This is a genomic window from Ruegeria sp. K5 (genome assembly GCF_056531805.1).
The window spans coordinates 166,236-190,617 of sequence record NZ_JBQFML010000001.1; the positions used below are offsets into that span (position 1 = coordinate 166,236).

Annotated in this window: 25 protein-coding genes; 11 read left to right on the forward strand and 14 right to left on the reverse strand. The window is 59.6% G+C overall.

From position 1 onward, the window contains the following. Positions 1-158 precede the first annotated feature (158 nt). Both thyX and ACR0MO_RS00870 read left to right on the forward strand, forming a co-directional pair. A complete protein-coding gene (thyX, locus tag ACR0MO_RS00865; protein WP_480872304.1) occupies positions 159-1,070 on the forward strand; it encodes an FAD-dependent thymidylate synthase in 912 nt (303 codons plus the stop codon). Positions 1,071-1,126: 56 nt separating this feature from the next. Beyond that, positions 1,127-1,435 (forward strand): hypothetical protein, encoded by a 309-nt coding sequence (locus tag ACR0MO_RS00870; protein ID WP_170519620.1) that lies wholly within the window; start codon positions 1,127-1,129, stop codon positions 1,433-1,435. Positions 1,436-1,521: 86 nt separating this feature from the next. Here the strand turns inward: ACR0MO_RS00870 and ACR0MO_RS00875 are convergent, their stop codons facing one another. Next, positions 1,522-1,728, reverse strand: a complete 207-nt coding sequence (locus tag ACR0MO_RS00875) for a cold-shock protein (RefSeq protein WP_008758035.1) — start codon at positions 1,726-1,728, stop codon at positions 1,522-1,524. 215 nt (positions 1,729-1,943) lie between these two features. Between ACR0MO_RS00875 and ACR0MO_RS00880 the strand changes: the two genes are divergently transcribed. Next, entirely contained in the window at positions 1,944-2,261 is a 318-nt protein-coding gene (locus ACR0MO_RS00880) for an ArsC/Spx/MgsR family protein (protein WP_480626199.1), read from the forward strand. Between the two features lie 41 nt (positions 2,262-2,302). Continuing rightward, positions 2,303-2,671, forward strand: coding sequence for a hypothetical protein (locus ACR0MO_RS00885; RefSeq protein ID WP_170449639.1), 369 nt, complete (start codon positions 2,303-2,305; stop codon positions 2,669-2,671). Positions 2,672-2,772: 101 nt separating this feature from the next. Here ACR0MO_RS00885 and ACR0MO_RS00890 read toward each other — a convergent pair whose 3' ends face one another. From ACR0MO_RS00890 to thrS, 5 genes are all read right to left on the reverse strand, one after another. Beyond that, positions 2,773-3,291: a DoxX family protein gene (locus tag ACR0MO_RS00890; RefSeq protein ID WP_480889295.1), complete on the reverse strand. Its 519-nt coding sequence runs from the start codon at positions 3,289-3,291 to the stop codon at positions 2,773-2,775. Further along, complete coding sequence (locus ACR0MO_RS00895; RefSeq protein WP_480889298.1) at positions 3,288-4,049, reverse strand: HvfC/BufC family peptide modification chaperone; 762 nt, start codon at positions 4,047-4,049, stop codon at positions 3,288-3,290. The genes ACR0MO_RS00890 and ACR0MO_RS00895 overlap by 4 nt, the downstream gene beginning before the upstream one ends. Beyond that, on the reverse strand, positions 4,046-4,903 hold the full coding sequence (gene bufB, locus ACR0MO_RS00900; RefSeq protein ID WP_480889301.1) for an MNIO family bufferin maturase: 858 nt from the start codon (positions 4,901-4,903) through the stop codon (positions 4,046-4,048). The genes ACR0MO_RS00895 and bufB overlap by 4 nt, the downstream gene beginning before the upstream one ends. Before the next feature lie 72 nt (positions 4,904-4,975). Beyond that, the gene (locus ACR0MO_RS00905; RefSeq protein WP_170449650.1) at positions 4,976-5,278 is read right to left on the reverse strand and encodes a BufA1 family periplasmic bufferin-type metallophore; all 303 of its coding nucleotides are present in this window, start codon (positions 5,276-5,278) and stop codon (positions 4,976-4,978) included. Positions 5,279-5,499: 221 nt separating this feature from the next. Continuing rightward, positions 5,500-7,458: a threonine--tRNA ligase gene (thrS, locus tag ACR0MO_RS00910; protein ID WP_170449653.1), complete on the reverse strand. Its 1,959-nt coding sequence runs from the start codon at positions 7,456-7,458 to the stop codon at positions 5,500-5,502. Between the two features lie 217 nt (positions 7,459-7,675). Here thrS and ACR0MO_RS00915 point away from each other — a divergent pair, with 217 nt between their 5' ends. The 4 genes from ACR0MO_RS00915 to ACR0MO_RS00930 all read left to right on the forward strand — a co-directional run bounded on the left by ACR0MO_RS00915 (position 7,676) and on the right by ACR0MO_RS00930 (position 10,882). Then, the gene (locus tag ACR0MO_RS00915; RefSeq protein WP_170519600.1) at positions 7,676-8,425 is read left to right on the forward strand and encodes an alpha/beta fold hydrolase; all 750 of its coding nucleotides are present in this window, start codon (positions 7,676-7,678) and stop codon (positions 8,423-8,425) included. Further along, on the forward strand, positions 8,425-9,417 hold the full coding sequence (locus ACR0MO_RS00920) for an alpha/beta hydrolase (protein ID WP_480889304.1): 993 nt from the start codon (positions 8,425-8,427) through the stop codon (positions 9,415-9,417). Before ACR0MO_RS00915 ends, ACR0MO_RS00920 begins: the two co-directional genes overlap by 1 nt. 49 nt (positions 9,418-9,466) lie before the next feature. Then, positions 9,467-10,081, forward strand: coding sequence for a hypothetical protein (locus ACR0MO_RS00925; RefSeq protein ID WP_170452995.1), 615 nt, complete (start codon positions 9,467-9,469; stop codon positions 10,079-10,081). An 84-nt stretch (positions 10,082-10,165) separates the two neighbouring features. Continuing rightward, positions 10,166-10,882 (forward strand): alpha/beta fold hydrolase, encoded by a 717-nt coding sequence (locus ACR0MO_RS00930; RefSeq protein ID WP_170449679.1) that lies wholly within the window; start codon positions 10,166-10,168, stop codon positions 10,880-10,882. Here ACR0MO_RS00930 and ACR0MO_RS00935 read toward each other — a convergent pair. Beyond that, positions 10,873-11,457 (reverse strand): DUF6151 family protein, encoded by a 585-nt coding sequence (locus ACR0MO_RS00935; protein WP_170449683.1) that lies wholly within the window; start codon positions 11,455-11,457, stop codon positions 10,873-10,875. The genes ACR0MO_RS00930 and ACR0MO_RS00935 overlap by 10 nt on opposite strands. Before the next feature lie 5 nt (positions 11,458-11,462). Further along, the gene (gene phaZ, locus ACR0MO_RS00940) at positions 11,463-12,734 is read right to left on the reverse strand and encodes a polyhydroxyalkanoate depolymerase (protein WP_170449685.1); all 1,272 of its coding nucleotides are present in this window, start codon (positions 12,732-12,734) and stop codon (positions 11,463-11,465) included. A 112-nt stretch (positions 12,735-12,846) separates the two neighbouring features. Here phaZ and ACR0MO_RS00945 point away from each other — a divergent pair, with 112 nt between their 5' ends. The 3 genes from ACR0MO_RS00945 to phaR all read left to right on the forward strand — a co-directional run bounded on the left by ACR0MO_RS00945 (position 12,847) and on the right by phaR (position 15,911). After that, positions 12,847-14,649, forward strand: a complete 1,803-nt coding sequence (locus ACR0MO_RS00945; RefSeq protein ID WP_480626195.1) for a PHA/PHB synthase family protein — start codon at positions 12,847-12,849, stop codon at positions 14,647-14,649. Between the two features lie 129 nt (positions 14,650-14,778). Beyond that, a complete protein-coding gene (locus ACR0MO_RS00950) occupies positions 14,779-15,225 on the forward strand; it encodes a phasin family protein (RefSeq protein ID WP_170449690.1) in 447 nt (148 codons plus the stop codon). Between the two features lie 134 nt (positions 15,226-15,359). After that, entirely contained in the window at positions 15,360-15,911 is a 552-nt protein-coding gene (gene phaR, locus ACR0MO_RS00955) for a polyhydroxyalkanoate synthesis repressor PhaR (protein WP_170449693.1), read from the forward strand. A gap of 49 nt (positions 15,912-15,960) precedes the next feature. On the opposite strand, the gene ACR0MO_RS00960 is transcribed toward phaR, so the two are convergent. The 6 genes from ACR0MO_RS00960 to ACR0MO_RS00985 all read right to left on the reverse strand — a co-directional run bounded on the left by ACR0MO_RS00960 (position 15,961) and on the right by ACR0MO_RS00985 (position 24,382). After that, positions 15,961-17,175: a DegT/DnrJ/EryC1/StrS family aminotransferase gene (locus tag ACR0MO_RS00960; RefSeq protein ID WP_480889309.1), complete on the reverse strand. Its 1,215-nt coding sequence runs from the start codon at positions 17,173-17,175 to the stop codon at positions 15,961-15,963. Positions 17,176-17,291: 116 nt separating this feature from the next. After that, the gene (locus ACR0MO_RS00965; RefSeq protein WP_170449699.1) at positions 17,292-18,596 is read right to left on the reverse strand and encodes an NAD(P)/FAD-dependent oxidoreductase; all 1,305 of its coding nucleotides are present in this window, start codon (positions 18,594-18,596) and stop codon (positions 17,292-17,294) included. 45 nt (positions 18,597-18,641) lie between these two features. Further along, entirely contained in the window at positions 18,642-20,000 is a 1,359-nt protein-coding gene (locus ACR0MO_RS00970) for a glutamine synthetase family protein (RefSeq protein ID WP_170449702.1), read from the reverse strand. Further along, positions 20,000-20,680 carry a type 1 glutamine amidotransferase gene (locus ACR0MO_RS00975; protein ID WP_480889313.1) on the reverse strand — a complete coding sequence of 227 codons (681 nt, stop codon included), beginning with the start codon at positions 20,678-20,680 and terminating at the stop codon, positions 20,000-20,002. The genes ACR0MO_RS00970 and ACR0MO_RS00975 overlap by 1 nt, the downstream gene beginning before the upstream one ends. Positions 20,681-20,738: 58 nt before the next feature. Then, a complete protein-coding gene (locus ACR0MO_RS00980; RefSeq protein WP_480580594.1) occupies positions 20,739-22,058 on the reverse strand; it encodes a glutamine synthetase family protein in 1,320 nt (439 codons plus the stop codon). A gap of 137 nt (positions 22,059-22,195) precedes the next feature. Further along, positions 22,196-24,382 (reverse strand): xanthine dehydrogenase family protein molybdopterin-binding subunit, encoded by a 2,187-nt coding sequence (locus tag ACR0MO_RS00985; RefSeq protein WP_170622027.1) that lies wholly within the window; start codon positions 24,380-24,382, stop codon positions 22,196-22,198.

The window sequence follows — 24,382 nt, forward strand, 5'->3', positions numbered from 1 at the left end:
CATGAGTTCGCCATCAGCTTAGCGCGCTGCGGGGGCGTGTCGAGGGGGGCTGCGAACACATTTCCGGAAATCGTCCATGTGCGGCACATCATGCGGTTCCAGCGCCGGAATTGACGATATATAGTAGGCGGCGACTCATTATCGGAAAGGATGTTTTCATGCCGCTGTCTGCCGACCAACAGGCCGAGATCGAAGCGCAACGCGCGCAGTCGCATCAAACACGCCGCGTCGTTGCAGCGGGAATGGAAAATCACCTGTATACCGCGCATCAGGTGCTGGACCACGGCTTTGTGCGCGTGATCGACTATATGGGCGACGATGCCGCGATCTGTCAGGCGGCGCGCGTGTCCTATGGCAAAGGCACGAAATCCGTCCAGAATGATGAGGGGCTGATCCGCTATCTGATGCGGCACTGGCACTCGACCCCGTTCGAGATGTGCGAGGTCAAGCTGCACGTCAAGCTTCCGGTCTTTGTGGCCCGTCAGTGGATTCGCCACCGGACCGCCAATGTGAACGAATACTCGGCGCGGTATTCGATTCTGGATCGTGAGTTCTATATCCCCGCGCCCGAACATGTCGCCGCCCAGTCCGAGGTGAACAATCAGGGGCGCGGTTCGGCGCTGGAAGGAGAAGAGGCCGCGCGCGTGCTGGAAATCCTGAAGGCAGACAGCACCCGTTGCTATGACAATTACGAGGCGATGATCAATCAGGACGGCCAACAGGGGCTGGCGCGCGAATTGGCGCGGATGAACCTGCCCGCGAACGTTTATACGCAGTGGTACTGGAAGGTCGACCTGCACAACCTGTTCCACTTCCTGCGCCTGCGCGCTGACCCGCATGCGCAATACGAGATCCGGGTCTATGCCGAGATGATGTGCAAGATCGTGGCCGATTGGGTCCCATTCGCATATCGCGCGTTCGAGGATTATCGCCTTGGCGCGGTCAATCTGTCGGCTCAGATGGTCAACAGTCTGCGTCGGATGTTGGCGGGTGAAACGGTCACGCAAGACAACTCGGGAATGACCGCGCGCGAATGGCGTGAGTTTGAGGCCATCATCCGCGAAGGCTGAACTGGGCGCATATCAATCCGCTATACAGGTTGTCATGAAACTGTTACCTTGGTTTCATGACCCATGCTTCGTTTCTTTCCGTTCTGGGCCTGACCTTTGCGCTGGCTGTGCCCGCGCAGGCCAAATCCCCGATTGCCGAGGTGTTGTGCGAGCCGACTCAACGGCTACATGACAAGCTCAAGGGACAATTCCGGTCCGAGCGTGTGGCAACGGGAATGCGTGGCCCTGAACAGATCATGGAGGTCTGGAGCAGCGAAAGGGGCGACTGGACCATGGTCGTGACCTATGCCGCCGGTACGTCCTGCATCGTTGCGATGGGACAAGACTGGCACACGCATGCCGAGGACAAGCCAGCACGGGGGTAGGGCATTCGCCGGAAAAGGGGGCGATTGACGGCCGGAAATTGGCCGCCAATCTTAATTGAAGAACCCCGCGTCACACGGGGGCGTCGTTACAACGGCTTCAAATCAGCTGCCATCTGACGGCCATCGCGCCCGTCCTGCAACTCGTACGAGACTTTCTGATTGTCTGCGAGCCCGGTCAGTCCGGACCGTTCTACGGCCGAGATATGAACAAACACATCTTTGCCCCCTTCGTCAGGGGCAATAAACCCATAGCCTTTGGTGGTATTGAACCATTTCACGGTGCCAGTTGGCATCTCCCGTGTCTCCTTCTACTTTCGCATTGTCCCACAAATTGGTGGGGCGGTGGTTGGCAAGACCGCAAAAAACGGACTGTTTCCTGATCGGGTTACAGTCCGATTTGCACGTTTCACCTTTTTCAACATTGCACGGTGAAGTAAAAAATCAAGAATAACCGCTGGAAACTGGCACAATCGCCTAAAATTGAAACAAATACCGGAGCAGTCCCCAAATGCGCCTTTATGGTCTGAAAACATGCGACACCTGCCGTAAGGCGCTGAAATCACTACCAGATGCCAAGTTTTTAGACGTGCGCAGCGACGGAGTTCCCGAAACTGTACTGGCGCAGGCTTTTGCCGAGTTCGGCGGGGCTTTGCTCAACACCCGCTCGACAACCTGGCGTGGATTGGATGAGGCGCAGCGCACGCGCCCGGCTTTGGAATTGCTGCAAGACCATCCGACGCTGATGAAGCGCCCGCTGATCGAAAATGACGGAGCATTGACGTTAGGTTGGACCGCCGAGGCGCGCGCAAAGCTTGGCGTGGCGTGATCGGGTACTTATCTGATCAGGCGCAACTGCGAGGATAATTTATGCGAAACGCCGCAATGATTTTGGGTGTCATCGCCGGTTTGGTCGGGATGATTGTTGGGTTCTTTGGATATGGATATGTTGAGGCGATCAAGCATTTCGGCGATATCGATGGCATCGCCGAGCAGGTGGACAATCCCGCTTTGATCCAGACGGCGTCCATCGTGGCACCGCTGCTGGCTCTTGTCGGTGGGGCAATGGCCCATGCCCGCGCGCTGGTGGCGGGTGTCTTGCTGTTGGTGTCGGCGGCGGGGATGTATTACGCGTTCGGGTTCGGTGTCTTCACCATGTTCCCGATTGCGTTTGCCGGTGTGGCCGGGGTGCTTGGGCTCGCCGCTGGAAAACCGGACGAGCCCAAGGCGCATTTCTGAAGCGCTTTGCGTTAAACTTGAATCGGAATGCGCTGCCTCTCCCTTTGGTCGAACGCGCATTCCGATGAATGCTTCTCAGATAAAACGCAAAACGCTGTAGATCATTTCAGGCGCAGCAAGCGGTCCAGGGACAGCGGACCTGCGCCATGGATGACGATCACCAGGAACAGGAAGGTCCACATCACACGCTGATCCATCAGATCGGGCGCAGCGTTGAACAGGCTGCCCAGTTTGACGCCGTGGCCGGTGACATCAACAATGGTTTGGACCCAGACAAAGCCGATCATGGCCAGCGCGGCCAAGCGTGTGAACAGGCCAACCAGCAGCAGGGCGGGCAGGACAAATTCGGCCACGGTGCCAAAGAAGATCACGATGCGCTGGAAGAAGGTCATCTGCGTGACGTCCCACAAGACCGCCTCGGCCGCTTTGGGAAAGATCTGCCCGAACGCCCCGCTGGAGGGCGAAAAGATCGACCCGTCGATCTTCAGCATGGCCGAATTCCAGTAATAGACCAGCAGAACCGCGATGAAGACCAGCCGCGCAAGCGTCGGTGTGAGCCAGCCGGACGCGTGGTCTACCTTACCCAGAACGTTGTTGTGGATTGAAATCAGGGCAGTCATGTCGCCAGCCTTTCGATAGTCACAGAGGTTATTGCACCGCCTTGCAGAAGCAGTGCCAGAGTGGTTCCAAGATCAAAGTCAGGTGTTTCCGCAGCGGTCTTTTCGAACGCTTCGCCGATGGTGTTGCCTGACTGAATATGTCCGATCCAGTTTGCGCCGCCCGGTGGCAGCAGATGTGGGGCCGGATCAAATTCGGGGCGGGTGATCAGCACATCCTCGGCTCCGGTGGTGGGTTTCGGGGCATCCGGTTCCGAATTGAACCGCCAGATCGCGTGAATGGGCCAGTCCGAGCGGATGATCCGCATCGACGGCGCGAACGTCAGCCGCGCTTGCATCACATCCTCGGGCGGGACGGCAAGCGCATCTGCCGGGGCCGCTTGGCTGTCGGCCGCGTGGTAAGATTGTCGCAGGGCCAGTTCCAGCCGCGCCACATCTGGCAGATAGGCCAGATGCGCAAGTTGTGGCATGTCGGCCAGAAACGCGGGAAACGCCTCGCCATAGAACATCATCAGGGGCGAGGTCGGCGGGTGTTGCCGCAGAAAGATACCGGACAGCCCGTCCATGTTCTGCGCGCCCAGAAGCTTGGCGATCACCGGAAAGGCCTGATGCATGGCCTCGGTCAGGGAAACGGCGACATTGTTGCGGTAGACGCTGAACCGACGGCCCGCCGGTTGCGCCTCGGCATCGGTCAGCCCGTCCGGAACCGGGGTCTTCGCGTCCAGCAAGGCCGCGTGAAACTCCGTTTGCGAGACGGTCATGCCGGAACCCTGTCCAGCGCCGCTTGCGCGCGTTCGGCCTCGGCCCGCAGAACCGGCCAGTCGGGGACATCCGTGTCCCATTCGACCAGCAGAGGTTTGGGACCAGAGCGCTCCAAAACATAGTCCAGCAACGCCCAGACCGGATCCACAACTTCGCGCCCGTGGCTGTCGATCAGCAGGGGGTGGCCGTGGTCGTCTTCGTCCTCATCATGGCCGCCGAGGTGAATTTCCCCCACCTGATCCAGCGGGTAGGCGTCGATATAACCTTGCGGCGAGAAGTCCAGATTGGTGGCTGAAACAAACACGTTGTTCACGTCCAGCAACAGCCCGCAGCCGGTGCGTTTGGCGATCTCGCGCAGGAAATCGGGTTCCGACCATGTGCTTTCCTCGAACGCCAGATAGCTGGAGGGATTCTCCAGCAGCATCTGCCGACCGACAGTGTCCTGCACCTGATCGATATGCGCGCAGACCCGTGCCAGCGTCGCATCCGTGTAGGGCAGCGGAAGCAGGTCGTTGAAGAAATGGCTGTCATGGGTGGACCAGGCCAGATGCTCTGAGAAGCTGGCCGGGTTCAGCCAGCCGACCAGATGTTTCAGCCGGGCCAGATGATCCGGGTCCAAGGGGCCTTCGCCGCCGATGGAAAGGCCGACGCCATGAACCGAGATCGGGAATTGTTCTGAAAGATGGCGCAGTTGCGCCAGCGGGCGACCACCGTCGCCCATGTAGTTTTCGGCATGAATCTCAAGCCATGCGACGGGCTGGGCGTGGTCCAGAATCTGGGCGAAATGCTGCGGTTTGTATCCGACACCCGGCGCTGCGGGCAGGCGGTTCGACCTGAGGGCATCATCCAGCATTTGCACGCTCCTTCATCGCGAAGAAAAGGGCGGGCGATATTGCCCGCCCCCTACGAGTCGTTTGGCCGAAGCTTATGCCGGCAGGTCGCGGTCCAGCTCTTCCAGCGAGCCTTGGCGCGGGGTGCCGTCTGCCTGTGCGGGCAGTTCGATATCGGCACAGGTGCCTGCATCGACCAAGGTCCATGCGTTGCCCTGATAATCAACGGTCGAGGTGCCCGCGCAGGTGGTGCCGGGGCCTGCTGCGCAGTCATTCTGACCAGCCAGCGAAACGCCATAGCACTTTTCTTTGGCCTGAGCGGTTGCTGTGGTCGCTGCACCCGATACGGCGGCTGCGACTGCGCTGGCGATGACAAGGGTTTTTGCTGTGTTCGACATCTCTGAAATCCTCTTGATGACTGGGTATGTCTGCTTGTGACAGTGACTAAGGTAGTGGGTAGTTGGCTACAGTTAAACTCACGAGCCCGTGTCTCACAACCGTGTCAGGGTACAGATTGGCCCCTTGCAGGTTAATATACTGTTTTTAAGAAAGAAAAGAGGAAATGTTACAATCCGACCCCTTCCGAGGGGTCGGATTTCCGGCGATATGGTGCCGAATGTTACAGCAGGTCGGGCGGGGTTGCGGCCTGGCCCAGCTCAATTGTTACAGCCTCAAGGGATTGAACCTGCGTCTGTTTTTCGCCAAGGCGGCGGACACTGACGGTGCGGTCTTCAACTTCGCGGTGCCCGACGGCCAGAATGACCGGCACTTTGCCGACCGAATGCTCGCGGACCTTGTAGTTGATCTTCTCGTTGCGGATATCCGCCTCGGCGCGGACACCGGCGGCCTTGAGCGTTTCGACCACGTCCATCACATAGTCATCTGCATCCGAGGTAATCGAGGCGACAACGACCTGACGCGGGGCCAGCCAGAACGGCAGCTTGCCCGCGTGTTCCTCGATCAGGATACCGATGAAACGTTCGAACGAACCAAGGCAGGCGCGGTGCAGCATGACCGGCGTGTGCCGTTCACCATCCGCTGCGATATAGGTCGCGCCCAGACGTTCGGGGATAATGAAGTCCACCTGCAGGGTGCCGCACTGCCAGTCGCGCCCGATGGCGTCGGTCAGAACAAACTCCAGCTTGGGTCCATAGAACGCACCTTCGCCCGGGTTCAGATCATAGGCACATCCAGCCGCGTCACAGGCGGCTTTCAGCAGTTCATCGGCCTTGTCCCACTGCTCATCCGTCCCGGCGCGCACTTCGGGCCGATCCGAGAACTTGACCTTGAAGTTCTCGAACCCGAGGTCCTTGTAGACGTTGGACAGGAAGTTGAGGAACAGTTTGGTCTCATCGGCGATCATCTCTTCGGTGCAGAAGATATGCGCGTCGTCCTGCGTGAACCCGCGCACCCTCATGATGCCGTGCAGCGCGCCCGAGGGTTCGTACCGATTGCACGATCCGAACTCGGCCATGCGCAGCGGCAGATCGCGATAGGATTTCAGACCCTGCTTGAAGATTTCCACGTGGCAGGGGCAGTTCATCGGCTTGAGCGCATTGACCGCCTTGTCGCGGGCATGTTCCTCATCGACTTCGACGATGAACATGTTTTCCTGATACTTGTCCCAGTGGCCCGAGGCCTCCCACAATTTGCGGTCGACGACCTGTGGGGTATTGACCTCGACATAGCCGCCGCGTTTCTGCTGACGGCGCATGTAGTCCTGCAGCATGGTGTAGATGGTCCAGCCGTTCGGGTGCCAGAAAATCTGGCCCGGCGCTTCGGGTTGCAGGTGGAACAGGTCCATCTCCTTGCCCAGCTTGCGGTGGTCACGCTTGGCGGCCTCTTCCAGCATATGCAGGTGCGCTTTGAGCTTTTCCTTGCCGGTGAAGGCCACGCCGTAGATGCGTTGCAGCATCTGGCGGCTGCTGTCGCCGCGCCAGTAGGCACCGGCGATGGACATCAGTTTGAACGCGTCACCCGGAACTTGTCCGGTGTGCTGCAGGTGCGGGCCGCGGCACAGGTCCTGCCAGTCGCCATGCCAGTACATGCGCAGCGGTTCGTCGCCCGGGATGGCTTCGATCAGTTCGACCTTATAGGGCTCATTATTCGCCGTGTAGAAATCGATCGCGCGCTGACGGTCCCAGACCTCGGTGGTCACGGTGTCGCGCTTATTGATGATTTCCTTCATCTTTTTCTCGATCAGGCCGAGGTCTTCGGGGGTGAAGGGTTCGGCGCGGTCGAAGTCGTAGTACCAGCCGTTATCAATCACCGGGCCGATTGTGACCTTGGTGTCGGGCCAGATTTCCTGCACCGCGCGCGCCATGATATGGGCCAGGTCGTGACGGATCAGTTCGTTGGCCTGAACTTCGTCCTTCATGGTGTGAATGGCGATGTCGGAATCAGACTCGATGGGCCATTGCAGGTCCCAATGCTGGCCGTTCACCGTGGCCGAGATGGCCTTTTTCGCCAGCGAGGTCGAGATATCGGCAGCCACCTGCGCAGGCGTGACGCCTGCGTCATAAGAACGTGCATTGCCATCGGGAAAGGTGAGTGAGACGGATTTTGAATCCAGGGCCATGGTCTGGCTCTCCTCGTCGGTTTGGCGCCCACTGAACGCCCGGTTGCGGGTTATGTGTGTCTGGCTCGTTTGGCAGGCCGGCGCGTGTGTGTCAAGGGGCGGAGCGAGGGGCCAGCCCCTCGCGCTCCCCGAGATATTTTTAGCCAGATGAAGAGGGATCCTGGAATTGCACTTGGGGGTGGGGCGTGCATGATGATGAGAAAGGAATGAGGGTTTCATGGCAGCGACGAATTTTCTGGAGACGGCGCAGGGGCGGCGGTTGGCTTATCACAAGAGTGAGGGGGCGGGGCCGACCATCGTTTTTCTGGGCGGGCTGAAATCGGATATGGAAGGCACCAAGGCGGTGCATCTTGAGGCCTGGGCGCAGGCGCGGGGGCAGGCGTTTTTGCGGTTCGACTATTCGGGGCACGGAGAGAGTTCCGGGGCGTTTACCGATGGCTGCATCGGGGATTGGCATGAGGATACACTGGCCGCTGTTGCGGCATTGACCGAAGGGCCGTTGATCGTTGTCGGTTCATCCATGGGCGGGTGGCAGGCGCTGTTGCTGGCGCGGGCGAACCCTGAGCGGATTGCAGGCATGGTCACAATCGCGGCTGCGCCAGACTTTACCGAGGATGGGTATTGGGCCTCGTTCACTGACGCGCAGAAGGCGGCATTGGAGGAGGTTGGCCATGTCGAGCTGCCCTCGGACTATATGGAGCCTTACATTATCACCAAGCGGATGATCGAGGATGGGCGGCAGCGATTAGTGCTGCGGTCGGCCTTGAACCTGCCATTCCCGGTGAGGTGCCTGCAGGGAACGGCGGATACGGCGGTGTCCACGGAAACGGCTGTGCGTCTGCTGGAGCACGCGACCAGCCCGGATATGCATCTGTTGTTGGTCAAGGATGCGGATCATCGGTTCTCGGACGGTCCGTGTCTGGGGCTGATCGAACAAGCGGTTCTTGACGTGATGGGGGAGGGCTGATGCGGCGTTTTGGATGGATTCTCGGGCGCCTGCTGTTGGCGCTGGTTGTCGTGGGGGGCCTGATTTACTGGTTCGGGCCGCGGGAAGAGGTGAACCTTCACCCAAGCTTTGATCCGCGCAAGTTTGGCGAGGGCGTTCAGGTCTATTTCGAAAGCACCGAAGCGGCCTATGACGATATTGTTCCGGGCGTCGAAAAGCGTGTGATCTGGCAGGATGGTTTCAACGAGCAGCGCACGCCCTATTCGGTGCTGTATGTGCATGGGTTCTCGGCCAGTTCCGAGGAAATCCGGCCCGTTCCCGACAGGGTCGCCGACGCGCTGGGGGCCAATCTGGTCTATACCCGCCTGCAAGGCCATGGGCGCGATGGGTCTGCGATGGGCGATGCAACCGCCTCGGGGTGGATGCAGGACATGGCAGAGGGGTTGGCCGCCGCGCGGGCCGTGGGGGACAAGGTGATCGTCATGTCGACCTCGACCGGGGGCACACTGGCTGCGGCTGCCGCGCGTGATCCCGAGCTGAGTGCGGATGTTGTTGGCATGGTGTTTGTGTCGCCCAACTTCGGCGTTAACACCCCTGCGGCCTTTATCCCCGGCCTGCCTTGGGCGCGGGAGTGGTTGCCGATTCTGATGGGGGAGGAACGCGATGTATCCGGCCCGGATCCGGAAAAGAACAAATACTGGTCTTCGGTCTATCCTTGGGAGGCCGTGGTGCCCATGACAGTTCTGGTTGAAACGGTCTATGCGCTCGATTTCTCGGACGCTCTGGTCCCGGCCCTGTTCTGGTTCTCGGATGACGATCAGGTCGTTCGCCCCGACCGGACTCATAAGGTGGCTGAAGCTTGGGGCGCTCCGGCAACGGTTGAGTTGGTCACGATGGGGCCGGGCGATGATCCGTCATCCCATGTTATTTCCGGTCGCTTGATGTCACCCGGGCAAACAGACGCGACGGTTGCCGGTATTCTGGATTGGCTGAAAGGGTTAGGGGTTCAATAGCCGCCCTTGCCGTTTCCGATCGGAGCCGATGATGCGTAAACCGGCCAGTATGTGGAGCCTTGAGACGCTGGGCCGTGTGCGCCTGTCGCGGCATTTCTTCATGCGGGACTTTCTGTATTCCGAGATTGGCAATTTTCACGAACGCCAGAACATCCCCGACAACCCGGATCTGGCGATTGAGACCGGGCGCGCCTTTTGCCAGACGCTGCTTGACCCGTTAGAGGAAACCTTTGGCCGAATAGCAGTGCGGTCCGGCTATCGGTCGCCGTCGCTGAACCAATTCGGCAATGAAAACAAACTGAACTGCGCGCGCAATGACAACCCTTTGGAATGTCACATCTGGGATCGCGGCGAGGGCGCGGCGCGGATTGCCGGGGCCTCGATTGTGATCCCGTGGTTTGCCGACCAATACGAACAGGGGCGCGATTGGCGCGATCTGGCGTGGTGGATGCATGATCATCTGGACTATTCCGAGATCTGGTTCTTTCCCAAACTCTGCGCTTTCAACCTTGTCTGGCGGCCTACGCCGATGCGTCGGATCGACAGCTATATCGCGCCCCGCGGATGCCTGCTGCGGCCCGGAGCCGAGCCTGAGGAAACACTGGCAGCCCGGCAGGCCCGATATGCTGATTTTCCCAGTTTTCGCGGCATCACCTACCCGTGAAGTTTCGCTTGCCCGGTCGCGGCAAAACTCTCATTCTGGGGGAAAACGAAGGGGTTCGGATATCCGAACTGATGGAGGCCCCGCGTGATCGAGCCGTTGGTGTTGTTACCTGGTTTTATGTGTGACGCTCGACTGTTTCGCCCGCAGATCGACGTGCTGTCGCGCGAACGGGCCGTGACTGTTGCCCCCATTTCACTGGGAGAGCGGGTCGAAGAAATTGCATCGAGCCTATTGGATCAGTTGCCGCATCGGTTTGCGCTGGCCGGGCTTGCCCTGGGCGGTGTGGTTGCGTTGGAAATCATGCGGCGCGCGCCGGATCGGGTGTCGCGGCTGTGTCTGATCTCGACCGATGCGCAGGCCGACACGCCGCAAATCGCGGCTGCACGCGAAGACCTGATCATCGGGGCGCAGGCGGGGCGTCTGGATGAGGTAATGCGCAAGGTCGTGGGCTCGGACGCGCTGGCGCCGGGTCCGCAACGGATCCCGATCCTGAACGATCTGCTTGCGATGGCGGGTGATCTGGGCCCCGAGGTTTTTGTGCGGCAGATGCGTGCCTTGCAAAGGCGACCGGACCAGCAAAGCACCCTGTGCCGGATCAAAGCGCCCAGTCTGGTCTTGGGGGGAAAGCATGACACGCTGACCCCTGCGCGCAAACTCGGCTTTATGGCAGACATGATCCCGAACGCAGATTTGCACCTGTTGGACAATGCAGGGCACTTGCCGACGTTAGAGGAACCGGGCGTTGTGACCAATGCGATGCAAAGCTGGCTTCAGGTGCCGTCCAGACCCCGCTACGGGTAAAGCGCGTCGCGTTCGGATTTGTCGATCAGTTTGGGGGGCACCACAGGTTCGCCTGTCGCCGGGTCGAAAAACGGAGTTTTCTTCCAACTGCCGGACAGACGGGATTTGGCAACACGTCGAACCAAACCGATGATGGCCGGGCCAAGCCCCTCGTGCTTTTGCTTGCCGTTGGGCTGGGGAATGAACCCGCGCGTTGTGATCGGACCAAGGGCCGAGTTATCGGCGATCCGGGCGGCGATCACACCGGCAAATGGGAATTTTGGTCCGCGTGGTGTGGTCGCAAGCGGCACGTTGCAGCATTTGGCATACCAGCGCAACATGCCGTTGGGGCTGAGTTTCATTGCCGCCAGATGTTCATGGCCGGTTTCGATCACAAACTCTTCGGGGGCGATCTGGAAAACCTCAACTGGACCGGGGGCTGGGTCGGGCTGACCGAAATACAACTGGGCCGCGCGGCAATCATGGCAAAAGCACTCGGCATGCGTGGCGAGGCGCGCACCGTCACGCGTGATGCGGCCCGTCAGCTTGCCGCACTGGCAGGAAAAGGCGAGATCGGTTGCGTCGCTCTCGCCCATATCAATCACGCGACCTTGTTTCGGTTCGCGGCGCGGCGCTGTGGTTTGCGGCTGTTTTCATTCATAAAATCAATCACAAGCGGGCGAATGTTGTCGCGCCAGCTGCGCCCCGCAAAGATGCCATAATGGCCTGCGCCGGGCTCGACATGGCTGGCCTTTTTGCTGTCCGGCAGGCCGGTGCACAGGTCCAGCGCCGCGATGCACTGACCGGGGGCCGAGATGTCATCATTTGCGCCTTCGACGGTTTTCACGGCAACATCGGTGATCTTGCTCATATCGACCTTGTGACCGGCCACAACAAATTCGTTGCGCGCAATCTCGCGGTTTTTGAAGACACGCTCGACCGTGGACAGATAGAATTCCGCAGTCATGTCCATGACGGCCAGATATTCATCGTAGAAGCGGTTATGCGCGTCGTGGTCCGAGGCCTCATCCCGGATCACCCGCTGGATCTGGTCCGAAAAGGCTTTGGAGTGTCGCTCGGCATTCATCGACATGAACGACGCCAGTTGCAGCAGGCCCGGATAGACCATGCGACCGACGCCTTTGTACTTGAACCCGACCCGCTGGATCATGGTTTCTTCCAGCTGACCCATTGTCACCCTGCGGCCGAAATCCGTGACATCGGTGGGCGTTGCATCCGGATCGACCGGACCGCCAATCAGGGTCAGAGTGCTCGGCTGCGCCTTCGGTTCCAGCTCGGCCAGATAGGCTGTTGCGGCCAGTGTCAGCGGCGCGGGCTGGCAAACAGCGACGACATGGGTGTCGGGCCCCAGCTCTTTCATAAAATCGACAAGGTAGAGGGTGTAATCCTCGACATCGAACTTGCCTGCAGACACGGGAATGTCACGCGCGTTATGCCAATCGGTGATGTAGACCTCACAATTGACCAACAGACTTTTGACCGTGGAACGCAGCAATGTTGCATAGTGACCTGACATCGGCGCAACCAGAAGGACCTTCCGCTGTTGCTTTTCCCGCCCGTTTACCTTGAAATGGATGAGATCGCCAAAAGGGCGTTCCAGAACAGTGGTAATGTCGACAAGATGATCTTTGCCGTCCTCGCAGGTGAAAGTACGGATCCCCCAGTCAGGTTTCACGACCATGCGCTGGAAGGTCCGCTCGGTCACTTCGCCCCAGGCGGCCATCCAGCTGAAGCCCGGGTTCGGAACCATCGCAAACAGGGGGTAAGAGGCCATCGCGCTGGCGGTAGAACCAAGCCATTGGTTCGTGTTGCGCATGGTCTCCATCAGGTCGTAGGTCATCATATAGCGCATGGAAGCTGCCTCCGGCGTGTAAGGCTAAGAGTTGTGGACCATTCGCCGCTTTGCCCCCCGACACCCACGACGTTATTCTGCATAGCAGCGAGGTTAGGGGGATATTGTTAAAATGACAACAAGTGAAGACCAAATGCCTGACGTGACTGAAGAACATATTGAACGCCTTAAAGAAAATATGGACAAGGTCGAGACGCTGTCCAAGCGCCTGATCGAGATTATGGCGACAAAGAAGACCCATACCCCCGCTTTGGATGGTCCGAATCAAGTGCTTTTCGCAAGAGCAGCAACAGCCTACTGGGCCGAGGCGTGGCAAAATCCCGCCAAGCTGCTGGAACAGCAAATCGAATATTGGGGAAAATCGGTTCTGAACTTCGCCGAGGCGCAGCAGGCGCTGGCCACGGGGGAGGTCGAGGACGAGCAAAACGCACCCGGAGACAAGCGTTTCTCGAACCCGATGTGGGAAACCAATCCTTATTTCCGCCTGATCCGCCAGCAATATCAGACAAACGCGCAGGCTATTGCGCAGGCTGTCGCCTCGGTCGACGATCTGGGCGACAAGGACAAGCGGCGGTTGCAGTATTTCTCGCAACAGATTGTCGACATGATGGCCCCGACCAATTTTCTGGCGACAAATCCTGACGCTTTGCAGAAGGCCGTCGAAACAGAAGGGCAGTCGCTGGTTCAGGGGCTCGAAAACCTTGTTTCGGATCTGGAGGCCAATGATGGAGAGTTGGTCGTAAAGCTGGCCGACGAGAACGCGTTTGAGGTTGGCGGAAATCTGGCCACCACACCGGGCGAAGTGGTCTATCGCAACCGCATGATGGAGCTGATCCAGTACAAGCCTGCGACTGAGACGGTTTACGAAACGCCCGTGGTGCTGTTCCCGCCCTGGATCAACAAGTTCTATATCCTGGACCTGAAGGCGCAGAACAGCCTGATCAAGTGGATCACGGAACAGGGCTATACACTGTTTGTCGTCAGCTGGGTCAACCCGGATGAAAGCTATGCCGAAACCGGCATGGAAGATTACATTCAGGATGGCTTTCTGACGGCGATCGAAGAGGCCAAGAAGATCTGCAAGGTCAAGCAGGTCAACGCAATCGGCTATTGCATCGCCGGCACAACGCTGAGCCTGACGCTGTCCCTATTGAAGCAGCGCGGTGACAAATCGGTAAAGTCCGCCACTTTGTTCACGGCCCTGACCGATTTCTCGGATCAGGGGGAATTCACCCCGTTCCTGCAAAACGACTTCATCGACGGGATCGAGGAAGAAGTGAACAAAGAGGGCGTGCTGCGGTCCTGGATCATGGCGCGCACGATGTCCTTCCTGCGATCCCGGGATCTGGTTTATGGACCTGCCATTCGCAGCTACATGATGGGCGAGATGCCCCCGGCCTTCGATTTGCTGTATTGGAACGGGGACGGTGCGAACCTTCCGGCAAAGATGGCCGTCGATTACTTGCGCGGCCTGTGCCAGCGGAACGAGTTTGCGGGCGACGGGATCGAATTGCTGGGCCATAAGCTGAAGGTCAGCGACGTCGACGTTCCGCTGATGGCGATCACATGCGAGACCGATCACATTGCCGCCTGGAAAGATTGCTATCGCGGCGTGCAGAAAATGGGCTCACGCTCGAAGACATTTGTGGTTTCGGAATCCGGTCACATTGCGGGCATCGTCAATCCGCCCAGCAAGAAGAAATACGGCCACTACACCAACCCCGAGATGAAGGTGGATTCCGACACCTGGTTGAAAGAGGCGGATTTCCACGAAGGGTCCTGGTGGCCGATGTGGGAGGCATGGCTGAAAAAGCGGTCCGGCAAGCAGGTACCGGCGCGTGACACGGGCGATTCGGATCATCCTGCCCTTGCACCGGCCCCCGGAACCTACGTTGTGGCCAATCCAAACGCCTGATTTCATTTTGAAACTAAAATTTTCTGCATTGCAGCAAAAAATACTTGCAATGCTGCAATGCAGAAACCATATTGTCCTCAAGCTGATGAAAGCCGGGGTGGGCCCGGTTCGGCAAAAAGGATTAGGACAATGGCAAAGACCCAAGACTTTACCGCGATCATGAAAGACGTCATGGGCGCATTTCCGGTAGACACCACCGCAATGGAAGGTGCCTTCAAATCGACCGCAGCCCTGAACGAAAAGCTGTCGGGCGTTGCACTGGACGCGGCTGAGAAATCGGCCGAGATCTCGAACAAATGGACCAAGGACACCCTGGCCAAGCTGAGCGAGATGTCCAAAGCAAAGGCAGAGCCTGCTGACTACGCCAAAGCGGCAACCGACTTCGCAAGCGCGTCGGCTGAAGTTGCAGCTGAAAACCTGGCCGCTTTCGCAGAAATCGCGAAAAAAGTTCAGACCGAAACCGTCGAGCTGCTGATGGCCGCTGGCAAAGACGCTGCTGAAGAAGCAACCGCAGCTGTCAAGAAAGCCACCAACGACGTGACGACTGCTGCAAAGAAAGCAGCAGCCGCCAAGTAAGAACGGCCGCGACAGGCACCTTATCCTCCCTACAGGTGCAATCGCGTTGGGCAGGTCCATTGACCTGCCCTTTCTTTTTGTGCTGCAGTCGCATAACCTGCGCTGCAACGCATCATCCTTGGGGAGGGTACAAGGTGTCGGACCAAGAAAAACCGCTATTGATCAAGCGCTACGCCAGCCGTCGGCTGTATAACACTGAGACCAGCGATTACGTGACGCTCGAAGACATTGCGGGGTTCATTCGGGACGGGCGCGAAGTTCAGATCATCGACCTGAAAACCGGCGACGACCTGACCCGTCAATATCTACTACAAATCATCGCAGAACATGAAAGCCGGGGCGAGAATGTGCTGCCGGTCAATGTGCTGAACGATCTCGTGCGCAGCTATATGGTGCCGGGCGGGGGTATGATGCCTCAGTTCCTGCAAAGCTCGTTCGAGATGCTGCGCGAAAGCCAAAGCAAGATGATGGAAAACATGAACGCCATGAATCCGATGTCGCAGATGCCCGGGTTCGACGCGCTGCAGGCGCAGCAGCAGGCGTTTCTGAAAGCCATGACCGGTGGTCTGTCCGGCGGCTGGTCCGGACCGGACAAGGAAGAAGAAAAGCCTGAGGCCAAGGAAGATCTGGACGATATCAAAAAGCAACTGGCCGAGCTGCAGAACAAGCTGTCCAAGTTGAACTGATACCACTATCAGAAAAAGCAAGGCCCGCATCGCGCGGGCCTTTTTCGTGTCAGGTGCCGTACACCGGAACCGGGCCCGTCACCTCACCGACCGAGGCCAGCAGGATGTCGGCGATCACATCCAACTCCTCGCGCGTCAGGCGGACGGGAAGGCGCACATCGCAGGCTTTCATCAGCATGTCGCGGGTCTGGGGCAGATCGAATGTTTCGGGCAGGAACTGCCAGTTCCAGAAGGCGCGGGCGTTGTTCTCGCTCAGACCAAAAACCTGAACCTTGACGCCGCGCGCGTCCGAGGCGGCGGCAAAGGCGCGGATCTCGTCCTCATCCAACCCGACCAGATTGAACTGGATCGAATCCGGCGCGCGACGTTCGGGCGCCAACGGGGCAGGGACGTTGATATACGGAGAACCGTTCAGGCGCTCGGCAACATAGTCATGGTTTGCCAGCCCATCTTTCACCCGACGCGCCAGTTCCGGCAGTTGCGGACGGATCACGGCGGCGCTGAGGTTGCTCATCCGCAAGTTATACAGCGGCAACTGGTTCTGCCAGCGGGCAAAGGCCTGCTCCAACTCGGGCGAGTTATCGCCGCGCGGGGTTTTGTGTTTCTTCCAGTTGCTCTCATACGCGCCGGACATGATCACGCAACGGGCCACCAGATCAGCATCGTCGGTGATCAGAATGCCGCCTTCACCTGCATTGATCATCTTATAGGACTGGAACGAGAAGCAGCCGATCTTGCCGATGGTCCCGATGTTGCGACCGTGCCATGTGGTACCCAGCGAATGGGCAGCGTCTTCGATCACCGGGATGTCGCGCGCGTCACACAGCTCCATGATCGCGTCCATATCCGAAGTATGGCCGCGCATATGGCTGATGATGACGGCCTGCACATTGTCCAGCTTGGCTGCGAAATCAGCCATGTCGATGCGATAGTTCTCGGCCACTTCGCACAGAACCGGAATGCAATCCGCATGCACGACCGAGGAGGGCACCGCCGCAAAGGTGAAGCCCGGAATCAGCACCCGCGCATCGCGGGGCAGGCTCAGCGCCTTCAGCGACAGAAACAAAGCCGCCGAGCAGGACGAAACTGCTAAAGCGTATTTAGAGCCCAGAAGTTCAGCAAATTCCGCCTCCAGCAGTGCGACCGGTGCATCCTGTGGTGCGGTATAGCGAAACAGGTCGCCTGATTGCATTAGGGCATCGATGGCATCTCGTGCAGCGGCGGGGATGGGTTCGGCGTCGTGGACGTTGGGGGGCAGCGTCATATTTGGATTTCCCGAATTCTAACTTTCGTTTATTTAAATCAAGCGCGCAGCCCGTGCCAAGCCCCCAATCGCCGGATCGGCAAAATTTCACCAAACTGTCGCAATGGAAAATGGGGTCAGATGCCTAGCCTGTCCCGCATCGCATACCAGGTCATTGCCAGCACCAGCAGCGGGCTTCGCAGGGCGGGGCCACCGGGGAAGGGCAAGGCGGGCACGCGGGCCAATGTATCGAACCCTTCGGCCTGTCCCTGAATGGCCAGCGCCATCAGTTGACCCGCATGAGTCGCAGTCCCGACCCCGTGGCCGGAATAGCCGGAGGCTGACAGAATATTGGGTGCAACCCGCGCAAGATACGGCATCCGGCGCATCGTTATCGCAAGCGTTCCGCCCCAGGCAAAATCGATTTTGACGTCCCGGAGATGCGGGAAAATCTCGGTCATCGGTTTGCGCACCGTCGAGGCGATGTCGGACGGAAACCGATACCCATAGCTTTCACCGCCGCCAAACAACAACCGCCCATCCGCGCTGAGGCGGAAGTAATTCACCACAAACTTCGTATCCGCAACGGCAACGTCCTGAGTGAGCACGCGCGCGGCGTTATCCCCCAACGGCTCGGTCGCGGCGATGAAGTTGTTGATCGGCATAACCCGCGCGGCCACCTTCTGGTTCAGCGCACCAAGATAGCCGTTGCAGGCCAGAATGACATGCCGGGCGCGAACCGCGCCATGCTGGGTGCGGACCAAGGCGGGGTCGCCTTCGTCGATCGCCAGAACCTCGGTGCCTTCAAAAACGCGCGCGCCTGCCATATGCGCCGCCTTTGCCAGACCAAGCGCATAGTTCAACGGATGCAGATGCGCCGCGCCCCTGTCCAGATAGCCGCCTTTGTAAGCAGGTGAGGGGCACAGCGCATGCCCCGCCTCTTCGTCCAGCAACTCGATCTGGTCATAGCCATACCGGTCCGACAAATGGGCAGCGTGGTCATGCAGGTCGTTCTGTTCCGCAACTGACAACCCAAGCCCCGCAACGCCGGGTTTCAGATCGCAATCAATCTTGTGCTTCGCGATCAGGGACTTGACCAGATCCTTAGCGTCTTCGGCCAGATCCCACAGCTTGGCGGCATCGTCCAGCCCGACCAGCCGTTCCAGATCTTCCTGATCCATCCTCTGCGCGCTGCCCAACTGCCCGCCATTGCGGCCTGAGGCTCCGAACCCGACACGGTGCGCCTCAAGCAGCACCACATCCATCCCGGCTTCGGCCAGATGCAGCGCGGCCGACAACCCTGTATAGCCGCCGCCAACGATACATACATCGGCGCGGGCCTCGCCCTCAAACGCCGGGAACGGCTCCAGCGGATTTGCGGTCGCGGCGTACCAGCTTGCCGGATACTCGGCCTTGCGGTCATTGGAGTAGAGCAGATTCATCTTCTTCTCGTTCCAAATACGGATATCCCGAACGCCTCAACAGGCTCAGACGTTCAGCAAAAGATGCTCACGCTCCCAGGGGGAGATCACCTGCAGGAACTCCTCATACTCGGCCCGTTTTACGATACCGTAGACGCGGGCGAATTCGGGGCCCAGAATGTCATGCAACTCGGTGGCCTCGTCGAACAGATCCAGCGCGTTGCCCATGACCTGAGGGATGTCGCCGTCGCCTTCATACGCGTCGCCATAGAACTGACGGCGGGGGCGTTCCTGTTGGATTAGCCCCAGATACCCGCAGGCCAGCGACAAAGCGATGCCCAGATACGGGTTGCAATCCATCCCGGCGATGCGGTTCTCGATGCGCCGCGCCTCGGGGCCCGACAGGGGCACGCGAATGCCGGTGGTGCGGTTGTCCCGCGCCCACTCCAGATTGATCGGCGCAGCGTGGTCTTTGACGTAGCGGCGATAGGAATTCACGTAAGGCGCCATCACCGCCAGACCAGCGGGCAAATGGCTCTGCAGCCCTGCGATGAAGTGATAAAACGCATCCGTCTCACCGCCTTGCGGGCCGGAAAAGATGTTCTGACCCGTTTCAATATCTGTGATCGAGTGATGGATGTGCATGGCCGAGCCGGGCTCATCCTCAATCGGTTTTGCCATGAAGGTGGCGAAACAGTTGTGGCGCAGGGCGGCCTCGCGGATCAGGCGTTTGAAATAGAACACCTCATCGGCCAGCTTGACCGGATTGCCGTGGCGCAGGTTGATCTCCAACTGTCCCGCGCCGCCTTCCTGAGTGATGCCGTCGATCTCGAACCCCTGATGCTCCGCGAAATCATAGATGTCGTCGATCACCGGGCCGAATTCATCCACCGCAGTCATGGAATAGGCCTGCCGGGCGGCAGCCGGACGTCCAGACCGGCCCATCATCGGCTCGATTGATTGGGCGGGGTCGACATTGCGGGCGACCAGAAAGAATTCCATCTCGGGCGCGACGACAGGTTTCCAGCCTTTGTCGTGATACATCTGCACAACGCGTTTTAGCACGTTGCGGGGGCTGTAAGGGATGGGCTCTCCGTCCCTGTCATAGGCGTCGTGGATCACTTGCAAGGTCCAGTCACCGGTCCAGGGTGCGGCGGATGCGGTCGTGAAATCCGGTTTCAGGATCATGTCCCGTTCGATGAACCCGTCTTCGCCCGCGGCCTCACCCCAGCCGCCCGTGATGGTCTGGTAGAAGATGCTATCGGGCAGGTGGAAATAGGATTGCCGGGCAAATTTTGAGGCCGGAACGGCCTTGCCTCGCGCGATACCGGGCAGGTCCGAGATGATGCATTCCACTTCGTCCAGCCGGTGCCCGTCGATATAGTTTTGCGCGGCCTGCGGTAAGTCGTCTGTCCAATCGGCCATCAGGCCCTCGCTTTCTTCAGGAAATCCGCCATGACTTGCGCGATTCGGGCGTTGTGATCCGGCGCGGTTTGCCGGTTTGCAGCGGCTTGCATCAGATCATCGGGCACCACGCCCTTGCCGCGTGTGCGCATCAGGCCCGAAACGAAGTCGTTAGTGAACTCGGGGTGGGCCTGAACCGTCCAGATCTGATCGCCATAACGCAGCATCGCGTTCTGGCAAAAGTCATTGTGCCCGGCGACCTCGGCCCCGTCCGGAACCGCGACAACCTGATCCTGATGCCAGGCGTTCAGCCACACTTTTTCGCCGTCATAGTCATATTCTGTGCGCCCCACGGCCCAGCCGCCATCGAATTTCCGGACGGTTCCACCCAAGGCCTGCGCGATGATCTGGTGGCCGAAACACACGCCGACCAGCGGCTTACCACTTTGATGGATCTCACGGATCAGCGCCTCAAGCCGGGGGATCCACGGCAGATCCTCATACGCGCCATGGCGCGAGCCGGTGATCAGCCAGCCTTCGGCGTCGTCTGCACCGGTCGGGAAGATTCCATCAACGACGGGGTAGCTTTCAAAATCCAGCCCGTGCCCGTCCAGCAGGTCGGGAAAGAGTGAATCGTAATCCCCGAATGTATCCCGAAGCGCATCAGGGGTGTGGCCGGTCTGTAGAATGCCGATTTTCATAGGTCACCAAATTTGATCAAATTCAGAAATACCCGAGTCCCACTCGGCGGGCAAGGGGTCAGACTGCTTCGAGGTAACTCAGCCAGTGCTGATCTTCGGGACGGTCCGCAAAGCGCGCGATTTCCTGCCGCTTGGTCATTGCCATGTTGCGGATCAGTTCGGCCGGGAACAGGCGCGTCATCAGCGGGTCCGTTTCGAACGCGTCGATGGCTGCCGCCCAACTGTCTGCCAGTTGCGGCAAGCCGTCAATCTCGTATGCGTTTCCGGTGATCGGGGCGGGGGGCGTCAGGCCGTCTTCAATCCCCAGCAGCGCCGCGCCAAGGACAGCGGTCAGCATCAGGTAAGGGTTGATGTCGCCCCCGGCCACACGGTGTTCGATCCGCCGTGCCGCCGGGGCACCGCCCGGAATGCGAATGGCTGCGGTTCTGTTTTCATAGGCCCAGCTTGCCCCCGTCGGGGCATGCGCGCTGGGCACAAGCCGGGTGTAGGAGTTCCCGTGCGGCGCAAAAATCAGGGTGCTGGCGGGCATGGCGGCAAGGCATCCGGCGACTGCAGCGCGCAGCAGATCGGTGCCTTGGGGTCCGCCATCGTCAAAGATGTTCTGGCCGTTCTGATCGAGGACTGAGAAATGCACATGCATCCCATTTCCGGCGTCATCAGCGTAAGGCTTTGACATGAAGGTCGCGGCAAACCCGTGTTTGCGCGCCAATCCGCGTGTCAAACCCTTGAAAAGCCATGTATCATCGGCGCAACGCATGGCGTCCTGATGGTTCAGGTTGATTTCGAACTGGCCGATCCCGCTTTCGGAAATGGCGGTCTGCGCAGGAATGCCCATTGCCGCGCAACCGTCGTAGAGGTCATTGAAGAACGCCTCGAACGCGTCCATTTCGGCGACGGACAGCACCGCCTCATCTGCCAGACGGTGACCTGTCACCGGGTTGATCGGCGGCTGAGGCTGAGGGCCTGAGGCGTCCAGCAACGTGAATTCCAACTCGGTCGCGGCGACCACGGACCAGCCGCGCTGCGCATAGCGCGACAGGATAGCCCCCAGCGCATGGCGCGGGTCGCCCGCAAAGGGTGCGCCGTCATCGTCATAAAGGCTCATGGGCACCAGGGCCGTTTCGGCGTTCAACCACGGGACCGGAACCGCGCCGCGTTCAGTTGGCAGCAACACGCCATCGGCGTCGCCGGTTTCAAACACCAGCGGGCTGCCTTCGATATCCGCGCCCCACAGGTCGACATTCAGTGCGGAAAACGGCATCCGAACCGCGCCTTTGGGCAGCTTGTCCGCATAGGCAGGTGGCACGCGCTTACCCCGCATCTGCCCGTTGAGATCACAGGCCGCGACGCGGAAATTGTGAAGGGCATTCAGGTCCATTGGGGCCTCCGTTCCTCGGGTTATCCGAGATGTATCGAAGGCATGTGCCCTTGTCACGAAATTTGATCAAATTTTTTCCGGCTAGAAAATTACAAGACCGCGCCGAGTCAGAACGACCCGGCGCGGCGTATTGCGGATCAGGCGAAGCTGACCCCGTTTTCAGCCATCGGAAGCTCGGCCACCAGATTGCCCGACATTGCGCGAATAGCGTTCGCCAGGGCAGGGGCCGAGGGCGGCGTTCCGGGTTCACCCACGCCAGTTGGTGCTTCGGCAGACGGCACGATATGGACGTCGATCGCGGCAATATCGCCAATCCTCAGCGGCTCGTAATCGGGGAAGTTGAACTGATCCACCGCTCCGCTGGTCAAGGTGATCTGGTCGCGCATGACGTGCCCGATCCCGTATCCGATGCCACCTTCCATCTGGGCGCGGACAACATCCGGGTTCACGGCAATACCGCAATCGACAGCACAGGTGACCTTTTCGATCTTGATACCGCTGTCCGGATCGCCCGAAACCTCGACCACTTCGGCCGCGTAAGACCCGAAGGACTTGTGGACTGCAATCCCTTGGGACCGACCCTCTGGCGCGTTGCCCCAACCCGCTTTTTCGGTCGCCAGCTTCAAGACGGCTGCCTTGCGCTGCTGGTCGGCGTTGCTGGTGTCGGACAGATGCGCCAGACGGAACTCGACCGGGTCGCGCCCTGCGGCTTCGGCCACCAGATCCATCATGGTTTCCATCGTGTAAGCTGTGTGGGTATGACCCACCGAGCGCCACCACAGAACCGTGGTTGCCTTCGGCGTGTCCGTCAGACCCACCGCCATGCCGGGGATCGAATAAGGACTGTCCGAAACACCCTCGACCGAGCTGTGGTCGATGCCGTCATGCACCAGAACCGCCTCGAACGGAGTGCCCTTGATCACGGATTGACCTGCGATCTGGTGCTGCCAGCCGACGATGTTGCCGTCGGCGTCCAGACCCACACGAACCTTGTGACCAAAGGCAGGGCGGTAGTACCCGCTGCGAATGTCATCCTCGCGCGTCCAGACCAGCTTGACCGGGCGCGAGCGGTCGGTGACGACAAAGGCCAGCGCAGCTTCGACCTGATAATCCGCGTCCGGTGTTGCGCGGCGACCGAAAGACCCGCCTGCCAGCATGGTTTTGATGTGGATCTTCTCGGGCGGCAGTTGGAAGATCTGCTGATAGGCCATATGCGGCCCGGTCGGCATCTGCGCGCCGTCATGCAGGACGATGTCACCCTTTGCCGTTTGCTCGATGGTGCAGTTCAGCGGCTCCATCGGTGCATGGGCCAGCAACGGGAAGTAGAAGGTCTTTTCGACAACCTTGTCCGCCCCGTCGATGGCGGCTGCCACAGCGGCGGCGTCAGCCTTGTTCACGTTATACTTGGGTGCTGCGTCCAGCGCCGCCATGATCTCGGCCTTGATCTGGTCCGAGTCGCGGGTTTCAGCGCCGGACAAATCCCACTCGACCTCAAGCGCATCGCGCGCCTGAATCGCGGCCCAGGTATTTTCCGCGTACACGGCAACACCCGCCTGATTGGGCAGCACGGCGGCGTTGATATAGCCTTTGACCTCTTTCGACGCGCTGTCGTCAAAGCCAAGGGCGATGCTGCCTTTCGATTCTGGGCGCTTGATCATGGCGACCATCTGATTGGGCAGGTGAACGTCCATGGCATACATCGCCTGACCGTTGCCCTTGATGGCCGAATCCTTGCGACGAACGGAGTCATTGCCGATCAACCGGAACTCGGACGGGTCTTTCAGGCGGGGTTCAGCGGGGGCCTCTAACTGAGACGCGGCGGCCACGAATTCAGCGATGGGCGCCGACTTGTCGCCTGCCTTCACGATGCCTTCCTCAATGGTGATGCCCGACGCATCCACGCCCCAGCTTTGTGCGGCAGCGTTGATCAGCATCTCACGCGCCGCAGCCCCGGCCTGGCGGTATTGCATCCACGAATTCGCCATCGCGGTGGACCCGCCAGTGCCCTGGAACGGGCCGAACAGAAGGTTGTTGTAGACATTCGGATCGGACGGGGCGAACTCGTATTCGATCTGGTCCATGGTCAGGCCGATTTCCTCGGCGATCAGCGTCGGCAGACCGGTTGCAGGGCCCTGACCTTTTTCAAAGTGCTTTACGATAGCCGTCACAGTGCCATCGGCATCGATTTTCACAAACGGGTTGAACGTCGCGGTCTCGGACGAGGCCGCCGCCAGCGCACCATCGGGTCGGGCACCAACCAGAAGCACGGCACCAGCGGCAGCAGCGCCTTTCAGAAATCCACGGCGAGAGGTGTTGATGGTCAT